Annotated in this window: 15 protein-coding genes; 8 read left to right on the forward strand and 7 right to left on the reverse strand. The window is 72.8% G+C overall.

Annotated features, from left to right (window positions below):
• Window positions 1-1,014: hypothetical protein (locus EDJALFJO_RS18780; protein WP_143448653.1), on the reverse strand; the 1,014-nt coding region annotated here is incomplete at its 3' end.
• Between the two features lie 236 nt (window positions 1,015-1,250).
• On the opposite strand from EDJALFJO_RS18780, the gene EDJALFJO_RS35695 reads away from it, so the two are divergent.
• From EDJALFJO_RS35695 to EDJALFJO_RS18820, 8 genes are all read left to right on the forward strand, one after another.
• Window positions 1,251-1,883: a CGNR zinc finger domain-containing protein gene (locus EDJALFJO_RS35695; protein ID WP_158220481.1), complete on the forward strand. Its 633-nt coding sequence runs from the start codon at window positions 1,251-1,253 to the stop codon at window positions 1,881-1,883.
• Window positions 1,884-2,161: 278 nt separating this feature from the next.
• A complete protein-coding gene (locus EDJALFJO_RS18790) occupies window positions 2,162-3,868 on the forward strand; it encodes an ABC transporter substrate-binding protein (protein ID WP_088287851.1) in 1,707 nt (568 codons plus the stop codon).
• 189 nt (window positions 3,869-4,057) lie between these two features.
• Window positions 4,058-5,011, forward strand: a complete 954-nt coding sequence (locus tag EDJALFJO_RS18795) for an ABC transporter permease (RefSeq protein ID WP_088287852.1) — start codon at window positions 4,058-4,060, stop codon at window positions 5,009-5,011.
• A 137-nt stretch (window positions 5,012-5,148) separates the two neighbouring features.
• Window positions 5,149-6,012, forward strand: coding sequence for an ABC transporter permease (locus EDJALFJO_RS18800; protein ID WP_088287861.1), 864 nt, complete (start codon window positions 5,149-5,151; stop codon window positions 6,010-6,012).
• Window positions 6,009-8,126, forward strand: coding sequence for an ABC transporter ATP-binding protein (locus EDJALFJO_RS18805; protein WP_233149938.1), 2,118 nt, complete (start codon window positions 6,009-6,011; stop codon window positions 8,124-8,126). Before EDJALFJO_RS18800 ends, EDJALFJO_RS18805 begins: the two co-directional genes overlap by 4 nt.
• Window positions 8,127-8,143: 17 nt before the next feature.
• Window positions 8,144-8,974, forward strand: a complete 831-nt coding sequence (locus tag EDJALFJO_RS18810; RefSeq protein ID WP_158220482.1) for an IclR family transcriptional regulator — start codon at window positions 8,144-8,146, stop codon at window positions 8,972-8,974.
• 10 nt (window positions 8,975-8,984) lie between these two features.
• Window positions 8,985-9,449 carry a GNAT family N-acetyltransferase gene (locus EDJALFJO_RS18815; protein WP_233149939.1) on the forward strand — a complete coding sequence of 155 codons (465 nt, stop codon included), beginning with the start codon at window positions 8,985-8,987 and terminating at the stop codon, window positions 9,447-9,449.
• 350 nt (window positions 9,450-9,799) lie between these two features.
• Entirely contained in the window at window positions 9,800-10,660 is an 861-nt protein-coding gene (locus tag EDJALFJO_RS18820; protein WP_143448654.1) for an SH3 domain-containing protein, read from the forward strand.
• A 9-nt stretch (window positions 10,661-10,669) separates the two neighbouring features.
• Here EDJALFJO_RS18820 and EDJALFJO_RS18825 read toward each other — a convergent pair whose 3' ends face one another.
• From EDJALFJO_RS18825 to EDJALFJO_RS18850, 6 genes are all read right to left on the reverse strand, one after another.
• Complete coding sequence (locus tag EDJALFJO_RS18825) at window positions 10,670-12,130, reverse strand: FAD-binding oxidoreductase (protein WP_088287856.1); 1,461 nt, start codon at window positions 12,128-12,130, stop codon at window positions 10,670-10,672.
• 11 nt (window positions 12,131-12,141) lie between these two features.
• The gene (locus EDJALFJO_RS18830) at window positions 12,142-13,572 is read right to left on the reverse strand and encodes an FGGY-family carbohydrate kinase (protein WP_088287857.1); all 1,431 of its coding nucleotides are present in this window, start codon (window positions 13,570-13,572) and stop codon (window positions 12,142-12,144) included.
• Between the two features lie 67 nt (window positions 13,573-13,639).
• Window positions 13,640-14,395: an SDR family oxidoreductase gene (locus tag EDJALFJO_RS18835; protein WP_088287863.1), complete on the reverse strand. Its 756-nt coding sequence runs from the start codon at window positions 14,393-14,395 to the stop codon at window positions 13,640-13,642.
• Between the two features lie 57 nt (window positions 14,396-14,452).
• Entirely contained in the window at window positions 14,453-15,916 is a 1,464-nt protein-coding gene (locus EDJALFJO_RS18840) for a trimethylamine methyltransferase family protein (protein WP_088287858.1), read from the reverse strand.
• Between the two features lie 132 nt (window positions 15,917-16,048).
• On the reverse strand, window positions 16,049-18,517 hold the full coding sequence (locus EDJALFJO_RS18845; RefSeq protein ID WP_088287859.1) for an FAD-dependent oxidoreductase: 2,469 nt from the start codon (window positions 18,515-18,517) through the stop codon (window positions 16,049-16,051).
• A 9-nt stretch (window positions 18,518-18,526) separates the two neighbouring features.
• On the reverse strand, window positions 18,527-19,852 hold the full coding sequence (locus EDJALFJO_RS18850; RefSeq protein ID WP_088287860.1) for an FAD-binding oxidoreductase: 1,326 nt from the start codon (window positions 19,850-19,852) through the stop codon (window positions 18,527-18,529).
• Window positions 19,853-20,136 lie beyond the last annotated feature (284 nt).

Raw genomic sequence — 20,136 nt, forward strand, 5'->3', positions numbered from 1 at the left:
CTCGCCGGCGAGCACCCCGAGCAGCGCACCGCCGGTCGCCGCGAGGGCGACCTCGCCGGCGAGCAGCGCGCGCAGGACGCCGCGGCCGGCGCCGCGACGGCGCAGTGCCCCGACGAACGCCTCGTGGTCGCGGCGCAGCGCCGCCCCGCCGACGACGGCCGTGCCGAGCAGCAGCACGGCGGTCGCGCTGCCCAGCACGGTGAAGCGGCCGGCCGAGGCCCGGGCCCGGGCGTTCTCCGCACGCAGGACGTCGTCGACGGTCGTCAGGACGAGCCCGGCCCGGGCGATCCACAGGTCGTCGGCGACCCGGGTCGCGTCCGCGAGCCAGGCGTCGACGCCCTCGCGGCGGACCCGGTCGAGGTCGAGCGCCGCGACCCAGCCGACCGTGCGCTGCCGTAGCGCGAGCGACTCCAGCAGCGACACCCGCTCGACGCCGTCCCCGAGGAGCACCGTCGCGTCCGGGCCCGGGTCGAACGTGCCCGTGAGCAGCAGCGGGTCCGTGCGCCGGGCGTGCCCGACGATCCGCAGGCCCAGCTCCGGGGCCAGGAACGGGTCCCGTCCCGGGTCGGCGAGCGAGACCACCTCGCAGAGCGTCGGCGTGCACGTGGCGGGGAGCCGGCCGTCGACGAGCCGGACGGCGGCCGGCAGGTCGTCGGCGGCGGCGAGCACGTAGTCGCCGCCGCGGCTGTCGCCGAACGCCCGGAAGATCAGCTGACGGTGCAGCGGCCGGCCGGAGAGCCGGGGCAGCTCGCGGCGGACGGCCGCGTCGAGCAGGCCGAGCTCCGCGGCGTCCGCCGGGGTGTTGAACGAGACGATGACGCTGCGCTCGCCGACCGGCCGGGCCGCCAGGCCGCGCTGCAGCGCGGCGTCCGTCGTGGTCGTCGTGAGCGCCGCCGCGAGCACGGGGAGCACCGCGGCCACCGCGAGACCGGCGGCGACGAGCAGCCGTCGGCGCCCCGCGTGCCGGACGCGGGCGGCGAGCAGCCCGGGGACGACCCCGACCGACCGCGCCATGCCACCCACCTCCCGGGCTCCGAGGAGAGCCTGACGGTACCCACCGACGATCCGCAGTGGGTAACCGGTAAAGTATCATTCAGTGGTTAGTAGATGAGCGCGACGGCCGGATTCGTCCGGACGACGACCCGGCGACGTCAAGCCCCGGCCCGTCGGCGACGATGATCCCCACCGGCGGCAGGGTGCCGACCTGCCGGCCGGACCGGCCTGAAGGAGTCCGACGGAAGGAGGGCGCGATGTCCTGGCAGCTCGTCGAGGGCGTCCCGCTGCCCGACCCCGTCGGCGGCCACCCGGCGCTCGACTTCTGCAACACGCGCGCGGGCTGGGGCACCGACGCACCGAAGGAGTACCTCACCTCGGTCCGTGCGCTCGGGCTGTGGGCGCGCGAGGCGGGCCTGCTCGACCCGGCCGACGTCTCCCCGCTGCTCGGCACGAGCGCGAGCACCCCCGCCCAGGCCGCGGCCCTGCTGCGCGCCGGCGCCCTGCGCGAGGCGCTCTACGCGTGCGCTCTGCGCCGCGGCACCGAGGGCGACTGGGCCCTCGTCGCCCACGAGGCGGCCGCCGCCCGGGCCGCGTCCGTGCTCGCCCCGCCGGCCGGCGGCGGGCCCGCGGCCTGGCGCCTCACCGGTGCCGGCGCGCGCCGCGCGGGCACCGACGCCGTGAGCCCGCTCGACCTGCCCGTCCTCGCCGTCGCGGTCGCCGCGGAGGACCTCCTCACCTCGACCCTCGGCACCTGCGTCGCGGCCTGTCCGGGGACCGGCTGCGGCTGGGTCTTCGCCGACCCGCGCCGCCGGCGCCGCTGGTGCTCGATGGCCGTCTGCGGCAACCGGGCCAAGGCCCGGGCCTACGCCGAGCGCAAGCGCGCCTGACCGGCGCCGCCCCCGGGGCAGGGCGGCACGAGTGCGACAAACCGGCCGATAGGTGCTGCCCCGAAACATGTCGGAGCGCCATACGAAACATCGGGCGCCCGACCGCTAAGTGGTGACCCGATCGTGACCATGTGGTGAGCCGGAGCGTATTGACAGGCTCATGCCCCAGTTGGGAGAACTAGGCCTCGACCTAGCCTTCACAAGGGCACGATGCCCATGACGAGGCAGTTCTTCAGCCGCGGTCCACGTCCGTGGGCCACGAAGAGAGGTGGCCAGGCATGACCGCACGCCGGGAGTACGACGCCATTCGCAGAGCGGCGAACCCCCTCCAGCTCGACCTCATCGAGTCCTTCGTCGCAGGCAGGCTGCCGCGGCGCGAGTTCGTCCGCATGGGGCTCCTGCTCGGGATGACGGGCGCGACCATCGCCGCGTGCGGCGGGGCCAACTCGATCGCCTCGAGCACCGGCTCGGCCGGGCAGTCGACGGGTGTCGGCGTGGGCGGCGGCACCGCCGGCAGTGTCAAGACCGGCGGCACGATGAAGATCGCGAGCGTCCCGCCGGCGGGCCCGCTCGACTCGGTGAAGATGGTCGACCTCGCCGCCTACGGCCTCGTCGCCCAGTGCTACGAGTTCCTCGTCTACACCGGCGGCGACCTCCAGCTGAAGCCGGGCCTCGCGACCGAGTGGAAGCCGAACGCGGACGCCACCGAGTGGACGTTCACCCTCCGCCCGGGCGTCACCTGGCAGAAGGACGGCGCCCCCCTCACCGCCGACGACGTCATCTCGACGTTCGACCGGCTGAGCGCCGCGGGCAACTCCGCCCTCAAGGGCGTCATCGACAAGGGGTCGGTCACCTCGCCCGACGGCAAGAGCGTCGTCTTCAAGCTCAACGGGCCGAACGGCAACTTCCCGTACCTCGTCTCGCCGGACAACGCCCAGTCGCCGATCATCCCCAAGTCCCAGGCGGACGGCGCCACGCTCGACAAGGAGCAGAACGGCACCGGCCCCTGGAAGATCACGAAGTTCGACGCCAAGACCGGCGCCACGTTCGTGCGCAACGACAAGTGGTGGGGCACGAAGACCCCGCTCGACAGCGTCGAGTGGGTGTTCTTCTCCGACCTGCAGCCGCAGGTCGTCGCGCTGCAGTCCGGCCAGGTCGACGCGATCGTCCAGTTCCAGGCCAACGGCGGCGAGGCGCTGCTCAACAACAGCAACCTCACCGTCATCTCGCTGAAGTCGGCCAACCACCGGCAGGTCTGGATGCGCACCGACAAGGGCGCCTTCAAGGACCCGCAGGTCCGTGAGGCGCTCGCCTGGACGCTCGACCGCGACGCGATGGTCAAGTCGCTGTGGAAGGGCACCGCCGACGTCGCGGCCGACACGGTCATCGCCCCGGTGTACCCGTTCGCCGACCCGTCCCTGCCTGCGCGCAAGCAGGACATCGACAAGGCCAAGGCGCTCCTCGCCTCGGCGGGCGCGACGAACCTCAAGGCGACGCTGCACGCCGTCAAGCTCCAGGAGATCCCGGACCTCGCGACGCTCATCAAGTCGGACGCCGCGAAGGCCGGCATCACCCTCGACATCCAGGTCGAGGACGGCAGCACGTTCTACGGCAAGCAGTGGTGCCCCGAGAAGCCGGCCGACCCGCCGTGCTCGGGTGCGTCGGACCTCGGCATCGTCGACTACGGCCACCGCGGTACGCCGGACGTCTACCTCAACGCGGCCCTGTCGGGCGGCGGCGTGTGGAACTCCTCGCAGTACAACAGCAAGGACTTCGACGCGGCGTTCAAGGCCTACCAGGCCTCGATCGGTGTCGACGCGCAGAAGACCGCGTGCCGCAAGATCAGCGACATCATGCAGAAGGACACGCCGATCCTGGTGCCGTACTTCTACCAGTACCTCGCGGCCCACTCGACGAAGTACGTCGGCATGGCGACGACGGCCCTCGGCCAGGTCGACCTCACGGCGTGCGGGCTCAAGGCCTGATCTTTACTCTCACGCACCGGGCGGACAGAGTGTGCCGGTGACGGGTCGTACGGCCCGTCACCGGCACCACCGTCTGCGCACCGCACGGAACCGCCCGCCCCGTCCGAACCGCACGCACCATCTGCTGCACCCGCCCTGCCCGCGCCGCCCGGCGCCGACCCGTCTGCCACCCGACCTGGGGGTGAGTCCATGGTGGTCTACGTCCTGCGGCGGCTAGCGCTCGCAGTCGTGACGCTGTTCCTCCTGACCCTGATCGTCTTCGCGATCTCCAACGTCCTCCCGCAGGACGTCGCCCGGGCCATCCTCGGCCCGTTCGCGCCGGCCGAGTCCGTCGCCCAGCTCAACAAGCAGCTCGGCACCGACCAGCCCCTGCTCGTGCAGTACTGGCGGCTGCTCAAGGGCATCATCACGTTCGACTTCGGCACGTCGTACCAGTCCGGCCAGCCGGTCACCGAGCTCATCGGCCAGACGCTGTCGAACTCGGCCAAGCTCGCGATCCTCGCCCTGCTGCTCACGGTGCCGCTCGGCGTCGTCGGCGGCATCGCCGCCGCGCTGCGCAAGGGCCGGCTCGCGGACAGGGTCATCGTCACCCTGGGCCTGGCCGGCTCGGCGATCCCCGAGTTCGTCACGAGCACCTTCCTCATCTTCGTCCTGGGCCTCAAGCTCAACGTGCTGCCGGTGCTCGCGACCTGGCCGGAGGGCTCCTCGATCGGGACGCAGGCCTACTACCTGCTCATGCCCTCGCTCGCACTCGTCCTCGTCTACTTCGGGTACATCGCGCGGATGGCCCGGGCGGGCACGATCGGCGCCCTGGAGGCCGACTACACGCGGACGGCGACGATGAAGGGCATGACGCGGGCGAAGGTGCTGCGCACCCACGTCCTGCGCAACGCCCTCCTGCCGACGATCTCCGTCGTCGCGACCCAGACCGGCTACCTCTTCGGCGGCCTGCTCGCCGTCGAGGTCATCTTCAACGTCAACGGCCTGGGCCGGCTCCTCGTCACGGCGGCGAAGGCGAAGGACCTGCCGGTGCTGTCGGCGGGCGTCCTCGTCATCGGCACGATCTACATGGTCGCCACCCTGCTGGCGGACCTGCTCATCTCCTACCTCAACCCGCGGATCCGGTTGGCGGCCAACGCATGAGCGAGACGACGCGACCCCCCGACGGCCCGCACAGCGCGGCCACCCCGAGCGGCAGCACCAGCGACGCGGCAGACATGACCCACGGCCTCGCCGACCGGGAGATGAACGAGATGGTCACCGTCCCCGCGGGCCCGGGCATGACGGCGTCCGCCGCGGCCCTCACGGCCCGCAAGACGGCGCGCCGCGAGACGTTCCGGCTGCTCATGCGCAAGCCGTCCTTCGTCATCGGCAACCTCATCGTCATCTTCTGGGTCGTCTGCGCCGTCGGCGGCAAGGCCATCGCGCCCTACGACCCCCAGCAGAACTTCTCGGACTTCCTGCACGCCCCGCCCGGCGGGGACTTCCTCCTCGGGACCGACCGGCTCGGACGCGACGTCCTCTCCCGGATCATCACCGGCGCGCGCGACGTCCTCATCGTCGCGCCGGTCTCGGCGGTCATCGGCGTCACGCTGGGGACCATCCTGGGCCTGGTCATGGGCTTCTACCGGGGCGCCGTCGACGACATCCTGTCGCGCGTCGTCGAGGCGTTCCTGTCGCTGCCCATCGCCGTCGTCGGCCTGCTCGCGCTCGTCGTCCTCGGCCCGTCGAACACGACCGTCCTCACCGTCGTCGGCCTGCTCTTCGCACCGATCGTCGCGCGGACCGTCCGGGCCGCCGTGCTCGCCGAGCGCGAGCTCGACTACGTGCAGGCGGCCCGGCTCCAGGGCGAGTCGTCGTTCTACATCATGTTCCGCGAGATCCTGCCGAACATCACCGGCCCGATCATCGTCGAGCTCACGGTCCGCATCGGCTACGCCATCTTCACCGTCGCGACGCTGTCGTTCCTCGGGGTCGGCGTCCAGCCGCCCTCGCCGGACTGGGGGCTGGCGATCTCCGACGAGTACAGCTTCATCATCAGCGGGTACTGGTGGCCCGTCGTCTACCCGTCGCTGGCGATCGCGAGCCTGGTGATCGCGGTCAACCTCATCGCCGACGCGCTTCAGGGGGTGCTGTCCCGATGACCGATCCGATGATCGACCCACTGCACGACAACGACTCCGCAGCAGCGGCACCGGTCGCCGTCGACCCGCTCGCGGGCTCGGACCCGGCCACCGCCGCGCTCCACGTCGAGAACCTCGAGGTCGACTTCCTCGTCCGGGGCATCCCGCGCCGCGTCCTGCGGGGCGTCTCGTTCTCGGTGCGGCCGGGCGAGTCCTTCGGGCTCGTCGGCGAGTCCGGCTGCGGGAAGTCGACGACGGCCTACTCGGCCCTCGGGCTGCTCCCCGACAACGGCCGGGTCGCCGCGGGCCGGGCCCTCATCGCGGGCAAGGACGTCACCAGCATGTCGTCGTCCGACCTGCGCCAGGTCCGGCTCAACGACGTCTCGATGGTCTACCAGGACCCGGGCGCCGCCCTGAACCCGACGCTGAAGATCGGCATGCAGGTCGCCGAGGCGTTCACGATGCTCGGCGCCTCCAAGGCCGAGGCCCGCGACCGCGCGTTCGAGGCGCTGCGCCGGGTGCGGATCTCCGACCCGCGCGGGGTCATGGAGCGCTACCCGCACCAGCTCTCCGGCGGCATGCAGCAGCGCGTCGTCATCGCGATGGCGCTCGCGAACGACCCCAAGCTCCTCGTCCTCGACGAGCCGACGACGGGTCTCGACGCGACCGTCGAGGCGGAGGTGCTCGACCTCGTCGAGTCGCTCCGCGAGGACACCGGCGCCGCCGTCCTGCTCATCGCGCACAACCTCGGGGTCATCCGGCGGATCTGCGACCGGGTCGGCGTCATGTACGCCGGCAAGGTCGTCGAGCAGGGCCGCGCCGCCGAGGTCTTCGACAACCCGTCGCACCCGTACACGGTCGGCCTGCTGCGCTGCCTGCCGCGGCACGGAGCGCGCAAGAACGACCGCCGCCTCGACACGATCCCCGGCTTCCTGCCGCAGATCGGCGAGTCGCTGCCCACGTGCGTCTTCGTCGACCGGTGCCCGATCGCGACCGACCTCTGCCGCACCGACGCGCCGCCCGTCGTGGCGCTCGGCGCCGACACGAGCGGTGCCCGCTTCGCGCGCTGCCACCACATCGACAAGGTCGCCGAGATCGCGCCCGCGGGGCTGCTCGACGGCACCGACCCCGGCGCCCGCGAGGTGGAGCCGATCCTGCGGCTCGAGGGCGTCAACGTGACGTTCCACCAGAACCGGCGCAGCATCCACGCGCTCGTCGACGTCAACCTCGATCTGCGCCCCGGCGAGACCCTCGGCCTCGTCGGCGAGTCCGGCTCGGGCAAGACGACGCTCGCCAAGACGATCCTCGGCATCCAGCAGCCGGACGCCGGCAGCCGGGTCGTGCTGGACGGCGTCCCGCTCGAGGGCAGCACCCGCAAGCGCCCCCAGGACGCCCGCCGGTCGATCCAGATCGTCTTCCAGAACCCGGACTCCGCGCTCAACCGGGCGCAGTCGGTGCGCGCGATCCTCTCCCGCGCGCTCTCCAAGCTCACGGGCATCACCGGGAACGAGGCGGACGACCGGCTCGAGGTGCTCATCAACCACGTCCGGCTCACCCCGCGCCACCTCGACCTCAAGCCACGCCAGCTGTCCGGCGGCCTCAAGCAGCGCGTCGCGATCGGGCGCGCGTTCGCGGGCGACCCGCGGATCGTCGTCTGCGACGAGCCGACGAGCGCCCTCGACGTCTCGGTGCAGGCGGCGATCCTCAACCTGCTCGCCGACCTGCAGCGCGACGAGCAGTCGAGCTACGTCTTCATCTCGCACGACCTCGGCGTCGTCCGCTACCTCTCGGACCGGATCGCGGTGCTCTACCTCGGCCGCATCATGGAGGTCGGCCCCGCGGCCGACGTCTTCGCCGGGCCGCACCACCCGTACACCGAGGCGCTGCTCTCCGCCGTGCCGAGCGTGGACGGGGCGCCCGAGACCCGGATCCGGCTCGACGGCGAGGTCCCGAGCGCCGCGGCGCCGCCGCCCGGCTGCGTCTTCCACACGCGCTGCCCGCGCCGGCTGGAGAGCGGGATCTGCGAGACCGAGGTCCCGCCGCTCGTCGAGGTCGAGCCGGGGCACCGGATGGCCTGCCACATCCCGCTCGAGGAGCTGCGCGGGCTGCAGGCCGCCGAGACCGTGCAGGCCTGACGGCAGGCGACCCGATGATGGCTGTCACGACGCGGACGCCCCCGGACGCCGAGGGGGCGGACGGCGACACCCGGACGACGCAGCGCGAGAACCAGTCGGTCCGCAAGGCGGCGGCGCTCCTGCGCGCCGCCGCCGACAGCGGCGCCGGGGCGACCGTCTCGGCGCTCGCGCGGGCCGCCGACCTGCCGCGGGCGACGGCGCTGCGGATGATCGAGTCCCTCGTCGCGGAGCGGCTGCTCGCCCGGCTGCCCGACGACCGCGTCGTCATCGGGCCCGGGCTGCACAACCTCGCCCGGACGACGAACCTCACCGAGCTCATCCTCGACAGCGCACGGCGGCCGATGGAGGAGCTCGCCGAGCGGGTGCGCGAGTCGGTGACGCTCACGGTGAGCCTGCCCGACGGGTCGCTCGCGCTCGTGCGCCAGATCGACGGCCCGCACATGCTCGGCATGACGAACTGGGTCGGCCGCCCGTTCGCGCTCCACACGTCGAGCTCGGGCAAGCTCGCGCTCGCCCATGCCGACCCCGCGCGGGTGGAGGCGTTCCTGCGCGGCCCGCTCACGAAGGTGGCGTCCCGCACCATCACCGACCCCGACGTCTTCCGCGCCCAGCTCGACGAGGTCCGCGCGACGGGCTGGTCGCAGATCGAGGACGAGATCGAGGACGGCATCGCGGCCATCTCGTGCGGCATCTTCTTCGACGGCACCCTCGTCGCGAGCCTCAACATCACCGGGCCGACGATCCGGTTCACCGCGAGGTCGCGCAAGGCCGCCCTGCCGCCGCTGCGGCGGGCCTGCGCCGCCGTCGAGACGGCCCTCGGCTCGACGCCGACGCGTCGCCGACGCTGAGGCCGCAGGCGTGACCGAAGGCTTCCGGTGGCGCCGGCCCGACGAGGCCGACCACGCCCGGATCGCGCCCGTGCTCGACGCGTGGTGGGGCGGGCGCGACATGTCCGGGATGCTGCCTCGCCTGTTCTTCAAGCACTTCGCCGGCACCTCGCTCGTCGCCGAGACGGACGACGGTGCGCTCGCCGGCTTCGTCGTCGCCTTCGTCTCCCAGGACGACCCGACGGCCGGCTACATCCACTTCGTCGGCGTCGACCCCGTGCACCGCGCGTCCGGCCTGGGCCGCGACCTCTACGAGCGCACCTTCGCCGACCTGCGCGGCCTCGGCTGCACCCGGGTGCGGGCCATCACGTCACCGGTGAACACCGGCTCCATCGCCTTCCACACCCGGATGGGCTTCGAGCGCGTCGCCCCGTCGGTGCACGTCGACTACGACGGCCCCGGCGAGGACCGCGTCGTGTTCTCGCGCGCGCTCTGACCTCCGGGCCGGGCCCGGTCCGCCGCGCTGCCCGTGGCCCCCACCGCGCCCGCCGTCCACGGAGAAGCCGGGTGACGCCGCTCTCACTTCCGGGTCCTCCCTGCGCCCGCCGGCGACCCTCGCCGCGCACGACCGGTACATCTGCGTCACCGCGGCAGCACTTTGTGTCGCTTTGTCGTACGTGATCGTTTGAGGGTTGTTTATACCGATCTGGTTACATTGCTCGAGTTGTCGTCCCGATCAGGAGAGAACTCGTGCCCTTGCGTCACCACCGTGCGGAGCCCACCGGGCAGCCGTCGACCCCTTACCGCCCCCGGCTCCCGCGCCCCCTCGTCACGGCTGGCGTGGGCGTGGCCGCGCTAGGGGTGACCCTGGGCGCCACGCTGTGGCCGGCAGCAGGTCCGCAGGCCTCGGCGCAGCCCGCCGCCGCCGCCGCGGGCGAGCAGCAGGACACGGCCCGTCGGGAGGCCGCCGGCCGTGCCGCGGCGGCGCTGCGGATCGAGGAACGCACCAGCCGGGACCGCAGCCGGACGTCGCCGCCGGCGCCCGCCGTCCGGACCCCTGCCGCCGCGCCGCGGCCGGCCCCGGTCCCGAGCGTCGTCGGGAGGAAGTGGGTCACGCGGGACGTCAACGTCCGTTCCGGCCCGTCGGCGGGCAGCGACCGCATCGACGGCCTCGCGGCCCGCGCCCGCACGGGCGTGACCGGGCTGACCCGCAGCGGGTGGACCCAGGTCGTCGTCGACGGCCGCGCCGGCTGGGTCAGGTCGACGTTCCTGTCGACGACGAAGCCCGAGTCGCGGACGGCGAAGACGTCGCGGTCCGCGGCGCGGCGGGCACCTGCCGGGGTGTCGAACGCCAGGTGCCGCAAGAGCAGGGCCATCGAACCCCATCTCACGGCGAACGCCCGTGCCGTCTACCGCGCCGTGTGCGCGGCCTACGGCGGCTCGGTGTCGTCGTTCGGCGGCTACCGCCCCGGCGACCCCCGGGACCACGGCACCGGCCGTGCCGTCGACATCATGGTGTCGGGCGCCCCCGGCACGAGGATCGCCCGGTACGTCCAGGCCAACGCCCGCGAGCTCGGCGTCACCTACGTCATCTACCAGCAGCGCATCTGGATGGCCGGCGACCCCGCCGGCCGGTGGAAGTTCATGGCGGACCGCGGCGGCGCCACGGCGAACCACTACGACCACGTCCACGTCAGCGTCCGATAGCCGCGCGGGTCACCCCAACGGCCGCGGCCAGATCGTCCCGGCGTTCATGATGCCGTTCGGGTCGAACGCCTGCTTGAGCCGCGCGAGCATCGGCCACGCGCTGCCGTGCTCGTCCTCGATCCACGCGGTGCGGTGCTTGCCGACGCCGTGGTGGTGGACGATCGACCCGCCGAAGCGCAGCGTCTCCTCGCAGATGATCGCGTTGATCGGCGTGTGGAACCGGGTGATCTCCTCCTCCGGCGGGCAGTCGCCGACGTTGTAGTAGTACACGAAGTACATGTTGGTGCCGTTGACGTAGCTGTGCGACGAGTGGCCGCCGACCATCTCGATGCCCTCGATCTCGGCGAGGATCCGGAACCTTGCCTCGACGTAGATGTCGTGGATCGCCGACCAGCCGGCGGAGACCTCGGTGGTGAACCCGATGCTCTTCGTCTCGGCGATCTCGACCCGTTCCGCGGCAACCTGCTCCGGCCCCCAGTTGAGCCGGTCGAACCAGGCCTCGATGACCGCGCCGTCGACGGGACGGCAGGTGCCCCGCGCTGCGACGATGTCGGCGATCGCCGTCGCGGTGGCATCGGCGATCGCCGCGTGCCCCTCGGTGACGAAGACGAGCGTGCACTCCAGGGGCTCGGCGAAGTGCGAGAAGTGCTGGGCGCCGTCCGGCCCGTCGTAGAGCCGGGCGACCGACGGCCGCAGCCCCTGCGCCATGACCTCGCGCAGGACGGCGAAGCCCTCGGCCATGGAGTCGAGCGTCCAGCCGAGGTAGCGGTTGTTCTCCGGGCGGTACGGGAAGATCTTCACCGTCACCTCGGTGACGAAGCAGAGCGCGCCCTCGTTGCCGATGACGACGTGCCGGATGTCCGGCCCCGCCGCCCTGCGCGGGACGTTCTTGATCCGGGACACGGTGCCGTCGGGGAAGACCACCTCGAGGCCGACGACCATGTCCTCGATCCCGCCGTAGAGCGTCGAGAGCTGGCCGATGCTCCGGGTCGCGACGAGGCCGCCCAGCTGCGCCAGCGGCTTCGACTGCGGCGAGTGGCCCGTCGTCCAGCCGCGCACGCGGAGCAGGTCGTCGAGCTCCTGCAGGCCGACGCCGCACTGCACCGTCACCTGCATGTTCACCTCGTCCACCGACAGGACGTCCTTCATCCCCGACCCGTCGAGGACGACCGAGTCGGGGACGACGGTCTCGAGGCCGCCCTCGGTCGCCGACCGCCCGGTGCGGGGCACGACGTTGACGCCGTGCGCGTCCGCGAAGGCGAGCACGGCCGCGACGTCCGCGGTCGACGTCGCCATGACGACGGCGGCCGGCGGCGGCTGGGTCCACACGCCGCAGATGTCCTCGTACTTGCGGAAGCGGTCGACGCTGCTGCGGCGCAGCTCCTCGGGGTCGGTGACGACCTTGTCGGCGCCGACGAGGCCGACGAGGCCGGCGACGACCGCCTCCCGGGTGAGCGTGCTGGGCGACATGACGGAACCCTTCAGTGGAAGATCTCGTAGCTGCGGGCCAGGACAGGGTCGGTGCCGGTGCGGATCGAGCCGTGGATCTCGCGCAGCCGCTCGTACAGCTCCACGACGTCGGGGCGCGGGTCGGCCTGCGGCCCGGGCCGCACCATCCGGGCCGCCGCGGTCGCGACGTCGGGCGCGAGGCCGGCGCCGACCGCGGCGCAGATCGCCGCGCCGAGGCTCGCGGCGCTGCTCACCGCGGGCCGGGCGACCGGCATCCCGAGCGCGTCGGCGAAGACCTGCAGCGTCAGCGCGCTCGCGGCACCGCCGCCGGACACGACGGCGTGGGACGGCGTCAGGCGCAGCTCGGCGTACATCGCGTCGAGGCAGGTGCGCATCGTCAGCGCCAGGCCCTCGACGACGGAGCGGTACAGGTGCGGCCAGCCGTGCCGGGCGTCGAAACCGAGCATGACGCCCTTGCGGTACGGGGCGTCGGTCGGGGCGAGCCAGTCGAGGACGGTCATGAGACCGTCGCTGCCGGGCGGCACCCGCTCGGCCGCGGCGTTCATGACGTCCTCGGGTGCGACGCCCTCGGCGGCCGCCCGGGTCGCCAGCTCGGCGCCGAGCAGGTCCCGCAGCCAGCTCACCGTCCACATCCCGCGCCGCACCCCGTGGCTCTCGAAGAGGTACCGGCCGGGGACGCACGCGAAGTTGGTCCACGCGTCCTGCAGGTCGGGCGCCCAGCGGTCGCCGACGACCATCCCCGCGACGTACGTGCCGAGCGAGACGAGGACGCCGCCGGAGTCAACGAGGCCGCACCCGAGCGCCTCGACCGCCTTGTCGTTCGCGGTCGCGACGACGGGGACGCCGGCCGGCAGCCCGGTCGCGGCCGCCGCCGCGGGCGTCAGGGTGCCGAGCACCTCCCCCGGGGCGACGAGGTCGAAGAGCATGTCGCGCCGGGCGTCGGTGCCCGGGTAGCCGCCGCCCGGCCCGGGCGGCAGCCAGTCGAGGGCGGCCCCGTCGAACGGCCACTGCCCGGCGTAGTTCGCCTGCGTGTCGACGAAGGCTCCGGTGAGCCGGTGCCCGACGTACCCGGACGACGCGGTCACCCACGCGACCGACGGGTCGACGTGCTCGTAGGGCCGGGACACCCGGGCGTCCATCCAGCTGAGGACCGGGCCCGCGAGCGAGCCGTCGGCGCGCAGCATCGCGCGGCAGAACCGGATCGTGCACAGGCCGACGGCGGCGATGTCGGCCGGGTCGCCGGGGAAGGCCGCCATCGCCTGCCGGCAGGCGCCGGCGAGGGAGTCCCACAGGTCGTCGTCCGGGTGCTCGACGACACCGGGCACGGGAGTCGCGTTGGGCCGCAACGGGACCCGGCCCTCACAGACGGGCCGCCCGGTCTCGTCGTAGACGACGACCTTGGTGCTCTGCGAGCCGCCGTCGATGCCGACGAGGTACCTCATCGCGCCCTCACCGCCATCGGAACCACTGCCGCCATCGGACCCACTGCCGTCATCGGACCCACTGGCGTCATCGGACCAGGTACCCGCCGTCGACGACGAGCAGGTGACCGTTGACGTAGTCGGACGCGCGCCCGGCGAGGAAGACCAGCGCGCCCATGAGGTCCTGGGCCTCGCCCCACCGGCCGGCCGGGATGTGCTCGAGGACGCGCCGGTTCGCGTCCGGGTCGGAGCGGGTCTTCGCGGTGATGTCGGTGGCGTAGTAGCCGGGCGCGATCCCGTTGACCTGGATGTTGTGCTGCGCGAGCTCGTCGCAGTACGCCTTGGTGAACCCGGCGAGGCCGTGCTTGGTCGCCGCGTAGGCCGGCGACCACTGCCCGCCGAGGTAGGAGAAGAGCGAGCAGATGTTGACGATCTTCCCCGAGCCCTGGGCGACCATGAGGCGGGCGGCCTCGTGGCTCAGCTCGAAGGGCGCCGTGAGGTTCACCGCGACCATCGGGTCCCACAGCTCGCGGCCGAACTCGTCGACCGGAGCGATGTGGCAGATCCCCGCGCTGTTGACGAGGACGTCGATGCCGCCGAGGGTCTCGACGCACGCCTCGACGATGCGCCTGGGCGCACCGGGCGCGGTGACGTCGACGGCCATGAACTCCATCCGGCGCCCGACCGCCTCGACCTGGGCGCGCGTCGTCCCGTCGTCGTCCGCGAGCCCCGGGACGAGGACGTCGGCCCCGGCCGTGGCGAGGGCGAGCGTGAAGGCCCGCCCGAGCCCGGTGTTGCCCCCGGTGACGACGGCCCGCTTCCCCTTGAGGGAGAAGAAGTCCATCGAGAAGTCGGTGATCTCCACGTGCCTGTCGCCCTCGCTCCGCCGTCCCGGCCGCGGTCAGTCGCCGAGCTCGGTGCGGCGCCGGTTCACGAACGCGAGCAGCTCGTCGTGGACCGACTCGTCCATCGCCGGGAGCTCGTACTTCTCGACCGTCTCGCGCCAGATCTCGCCGGCCCGGGTCGCGGTGTCCCGGCCGCCCTTGCTCACCCACCGCTCGAAGTTCTCGGTCGAGGAGAGCATCGGCCGGTAGAAGCACGTCCGGAAGCGCGTCATCGTGTGCGCCGCCCCGAGGAAGTGCCCGCCGTGCCGGACCTCGTCGTGCGCCTCGAAGGCGAGCGCGTCCTCGTCGACGACGAGCGGGGAGAACTGCTCGCGCAGCACCCGGAGCAGCTCGACGTCCATGACGAGCTTGTCCGGCGACGAGACGAGACCGGACTCGAGCCACCCGGCCGACTGGACGACGAGGTTGGCCCCCGCCTGGAAGGCCGCGAGCAGGGTGTTGAAGGCCTCGTAGGCGGCCTGGGCGTCCAGGGTCTGGCTCGAGGTCAGGCCGCCGCCGCCGGCCCGCCAGGGCAGCCCGTAGCGGCGGGCGATCTGCCCGGAGGCGTACAGCCCCTTCGCCGACTCCGGACCGCCGAAGGCCGGCGAGCCGGACTGCATGTCCGTCGTCGAGAGGAACGACCCCATGACCGCGGGCGTCCCCGGCCGGACGAGCTGCATGAGCGCGATGCCCGCGAGCGACTCCGCGGTCTGCTGGGCGAGCGCCGAGACGGTGCTCACCGGGGCCATCGCCCCCATGAGGAGGAACGGGGTGACGACGACGCCCTGCCCGGCCTCGGCGTAGCGCAGCAGCGCCTCGAGCATCCGGTCGTCGTAGCGCAGCGGGGAGTTCACGTTGACGATCGTCATGATCGACGTCGTCGGGCGGCCGTCCTCGCCGGCGGGCACGAACAGGTCGTGCCCGCGGTGCACGATCCGGGCGGCCTCGATGGAGTCCAGCGCGTTCGCGTTCGACAGCGCCGACCCGAAGATCGGCTTGTCGGTGAGGGTGAAGCTCGCGTAGAGCATGTCGAGGTGCCGGGAGTCGAGCGGCCGGTCGTTGGGCTCGATCATCGGCATGGTCGCCATGTCGAGCTGCGGGAACGACTGGACGAGCTTGGCCATGAGCTCGTAGTCCGACAGGGTGCCGTCGCGGCGCTCGTCGCCCGTCCGGAAGAACGGCGGCCCGGAGACGCACGGGAAGACCATGTTCCGCCCGCCGAGCACGACCGAGTGCTCCGGGTTGCGCGCGCGCAGGTGGAACTCGCTCGGGGCCTTCGCGACCATCTCGAGGACGAACTCGGGGTCGAGGTGGACGACGCTGTCCTCGACCTTCTGCCCGGCGGCCCGGAACAGCTCGAGCGCCTCCTCGTGGAGGAACTCGATGCCGATCTCGCTGACGAGCCGCTTCCAGCCCCGCTCGATCGTCTCCAGGCCCTCGGGCGAGATGATCTCGTAGTAGGGCATGTCGTTGCGGAACACGTCGGTTCCTCCAGTCGTCGCAGGGCCCCGCCCCATGGTCGGGAGCGCGCGAACCCGTCGTCAATATGTGGTGGTCATAGCACCACTATTTGGTTGGACGTGCTGTTCGCCGATCAGGCTGAAACGGACGGATCAACCGCGCTGGCGCAGTCCCTCGGGGTCGTACGGGCTGTCCTCGACGACCGTCGCCGGGGTGCGGACGCCGACGACGTGCACCTCGAGCGGCGTGCCCGGGACGGCGAGGTCGACGTCGAGGTAGGCCATCGCCAGGCTCCGCCCGACACTGTGCCCGTACCCGCCCGACGTCACGAACCCGACGCGCCGCTCCCCCGACCAGACCGGCTCGAACGGGCCGGCCTCGGCGTCCTTCGTCGCGACGTCGAGGGTGACGAGGCGCTGCGCCGGGCCGGTCTCCTTCTCGCGCAGGGCGGCCTCCCGGCCGACGAACGCCGGCTTGTCGAAGGCGACGAACCGGTCCAGGCCGCTCATCCCGGGGGTGTAGGCCCAGGTGAACTCCTTGGACCAGATGCCGTAGGACTTCTCCAGGCGCAGCGAGTTCACGCACGTGTATCCGATGTCGGCCACCGGGACGCCGCGGGCCGAGAGCCCCGCCCCGGCCTCGCGCAGCGTCGCGTAGAGCGAGCGCAGCTGCGCGGCCGGGACGTTGAGCTCGTACCCGGTCTCGCCGGTCACCGAGAGCCGGCCGGCGCGGGCGCGGACCAGACCGACGTCGAGCGTCGTCGCCCGCATCCGCTTGAGCGCGGCGCCCGAGACGTCGTCCTTCGTCACGGCGGCGAGCAGGTCGCGGGCGGCCGGGCCGGAGAGCGAGACGCCCGCGACGTCGTCCGAGATGTCGCGGACGGCGACGCTGCCGGCCGGTGCCGCACCGCTCGCGTCACCGCCGGCCCCGGGGAGCTGGGACTCGAACCAGCGCATGTGCCACTCGCGCAGGTAGTACGAGCCCATGAGCCAGAACTCGTCGTCCGCCCAGCAGGTCAGGGTGAGGTCGCCGAGCAGGCGCCCGGACGGGCTGAGCATCGGCGCGAGCCGGATGCCGCCGACGCCCGGCACCTTGGAGGCGACGAGCTGCTCGAGCCAGGCCCGCGCACCCGGGCCGCGCACCTCGTACCGGGAGAACGCCGTCGTGTCGAGGATCCCGACGCCCTCGCGGGTGGCGGTCACCTCGCGGGCGACGTGCTCGAAGGCGTTGCTGCGCCGCAGGGTCGGGGTCTCGGTGAAGCCGGGGTCGGCGGCGAAGTAGAGCGGCGTCTCCAGGCCCCACGAGACGCCCCAGCGGGCGCCGGCGGCGTCGAGGTCGGTGTGGATCGCCGAGGTCTTGAGCGGGCGGCCCGCGGGCAGCTGCTCGTTCGGGTACGTCATGACGAAGCGGCGCTTGTAGAACTGGCCGGTCGTCGCCTCGAGGTAGCCGCGGCCGCTCGCGTACGCGCCGTACCGCGCGACGTCCATGCCGTAGACGTCGCCGGCGGGCTCGCCGTCCACCATCCACTGCGCGAGCGTCAGACCGACACCGCCGCCCTGGCTGAACCCGGCCATGACACCGCACGCGACCCAGTACCCGGGCAGCCCGCGGACCGGGCCGACGAGCGGGTTGCCGTCCGGGGTGAAGGTGAACGCGCCGTTGACCCAGCGCCGGATGCCCGCGCCGTCCAGGCACGGGTAGCGCTCGAAGCCGACGGCGAGCTCGGGGGCGATCCGGTCGATGTCCTCGGGGATGAGCTCGAGGCCGTAGTCCCACGGCACGCCGTCGAGGTTCCAGTGCTTCGGGGTGAGCTCGTAGACGCCGAGGAGCAGGCCGCCCTGCTCCTGCCGGGCGTACGTGTAGCCCTCGAGGTCCATCATCATCGGCAGCTCCTTGGTGAGCGCCTGGACCTCGGGGAGCGGCTCGGTGACGAGGTAGTGGTGCTCCATCGGCGTCACCGGCAGGTCGACGCCGGCCATCCGGCCGACCTGCTTGGCCCACAGCCCGGCCGCGTTCACGACGTTGTCCGCGGTGACGGTGCCCTGCTCGGTGACGACGGTCCAGCCGCCGCCGGGGCGCTGCACGAGCTCGAGAACCCGGTTGTGCAGGACGATCTCCGCGCCGCGCTGCTTCGCCGCGGCGGCGTAGGCGTACGTCGTGCCGGAGGCGTCGAGGTGGCCCTCGATCTCGTCGAACAGGGCACCGTGGACACCCTCGACGTCCATGATCGGCGCGAGCTCCTTCACCTCGGCGGGCGAGATGAGGTGCACGGTGTCGATGCCGAGGGTCTGGTAGACGGCCCACTGCGCCTGGAGCCACTCCCAGCGCTCCGGGGTGCCGGCGATGCTCACGCCGCCGGGCATGTGCAGCCCGCACGACTGGCCGGTCTCGGCCTCGAGCTCCTTGTACAGGTTGATCGTGTACGCCTGCAGCGCCGCGACGTTCGGGTCGGCGTTGAGGGCGTGGAAGCCTGCCGCCGCGTGCCACGTCGAGCCCGCGGTGAGCTCGGACCGCTCGACGAGCACGAGGTCGGTCCAGCCCAGCTTGGCCAGGTGGTAGAGCACGCTCGCGCCGACGACGCCGCCCCCGATGACGACGCAGCGGTAGTGGTTGCTGTTGATGGCCTTCTCCTAGCCCATGACGGTGAAGCTGCTGTCCCGGTTGATGACGCGGCGCCGGCTGAACGCCGACAGGTCGACCGTCTGCCCGCTGTGCGGCAGGTCGACGGTGACGGGGGTCGTGTCGTGGTCGACGCCGTTCTCGCTCGCCGCGATGATCCGCTGCAGGTAGAGCCCGGCCATCGGGGCGTTCTTGAACTGGTTGCCGCTCGTGCCGATCGCGACGTAGTAGCCCGGCAGCGCCGTCCGGTCGTAGATCGGGATCCAGTCGTCGGTGACGTCGTAGACGGCCCCGATCCCCTTGGGGCGGTTGGGGACCGTGAGCTCGGGGAAGCGCCGCGCGGCGCGGTAGACCTGCGCGGTGTAGATCTCCTCGGTGACCCCGGTGTTGAAGTCGTCGGGGTCGTCGACGAAGTGCATCGGGTCGCACGCCGGCTCGGTGCCGCCGACGAGGATCTCGCCGTTCGGGGTGCCCCGCCAGTAGGTGCCGAGGTCGAGGTCGGCGGCGACCGGCCCGGCCACCCGGCCGGCGCTGTACCCGGGCGGCTCGGGCACGTAGTGCACCTCGTTGCGCAGCGGGCGGGTCGAGACGTTGAAGTCGCCGAGGACGTCGCCGCCGTCGTCCGCGAGGGCGTTGAGCCGGCTCGACGCGGGGCCGGCGCAGTTGACGACGACCGGGGCGTCGATCCGGGTGCCGTCGGCGAGGTCGACGCCGGCCACCCGGCCGCCGGCCCGGGCGACGCCGGTCACGGTGGCCTTGAAGAAGAACGCGGCGCCCAGCCGCCGGGCCGCGGTCGCGAGGTTGTGCGCGGCGAACTGCGGGTCGTCGACGAAACCGGCCTCGGGCATGTAGAACGCGCCGAGCTCGCCGTCCGGGTCGGCGAGGAACTCCTCGCTGTCGACCGGCTTCGGCGGGTAGAACCGGCCGTTGTCGATGCTCGGGATCCGCTCGCGCAGGGTCGCGGCGTCCCACACCTCGTACGGCACGCCGACGGTGTCGAACAGCGGCAGCACCTTCTCCGGGGCCAGGCCCGGGGCGTCGAGGCAGAACGAGCCCACCTTGTGGAACCGCGCCGCCCGGCCGTCGTCGTCCGGGCCGCCGAGGAACTCCTCCCACGCCTCCCAGGCGAACTTGCCCTCCCAGGACGTCGCGACGCCGGCGAGGGTGGAGTAGTTGAAGCGGATGATCGCCGACGAGGCGCTCGTCGAGCCGAGGCCGGGCGCGCCCTCGCGGGCGACGACCGCGACGCGCAGGCCGTCCCGGGCGAGGGCGTGGGCGACGGCGCACCCGATGACTCCGGCGCCGACGACGACGGCGTCCGCGGTGTGGTTCGGCATGCGGCCTGGCTCCCTGCTCGGGGCTGCGGGCGGCACGGAGGGGCCGTCGCACCCGTGTTCTACCAAGGAGTCCGCACCCCCGGCTAGAGCGGGAGGGACGGCGCGCCGAAGGTCACGCCGGGGTCACGACGCCGGCGAGGGGTGTTCACTGGCCGGTGAGCACCCGCCCGGCCAGTGAACAGGTACGAAGCGGGCGGCGACGTCGTCCGGTCGTCAGCGGACGATCTGCAGGTGCGGGCCGGGCCCGTCGTCGTCCGAGCGGCCGCGACCGCCGGCGGCGGGGC

Source organism: Kineosporia sp. A_224 (genome assembly GCF_002198655.1).
GTDB lineage: Bacteria > Actinomycetota > Actinomycetes > Actinomycetales > Kineosporiaceae > R-H-3.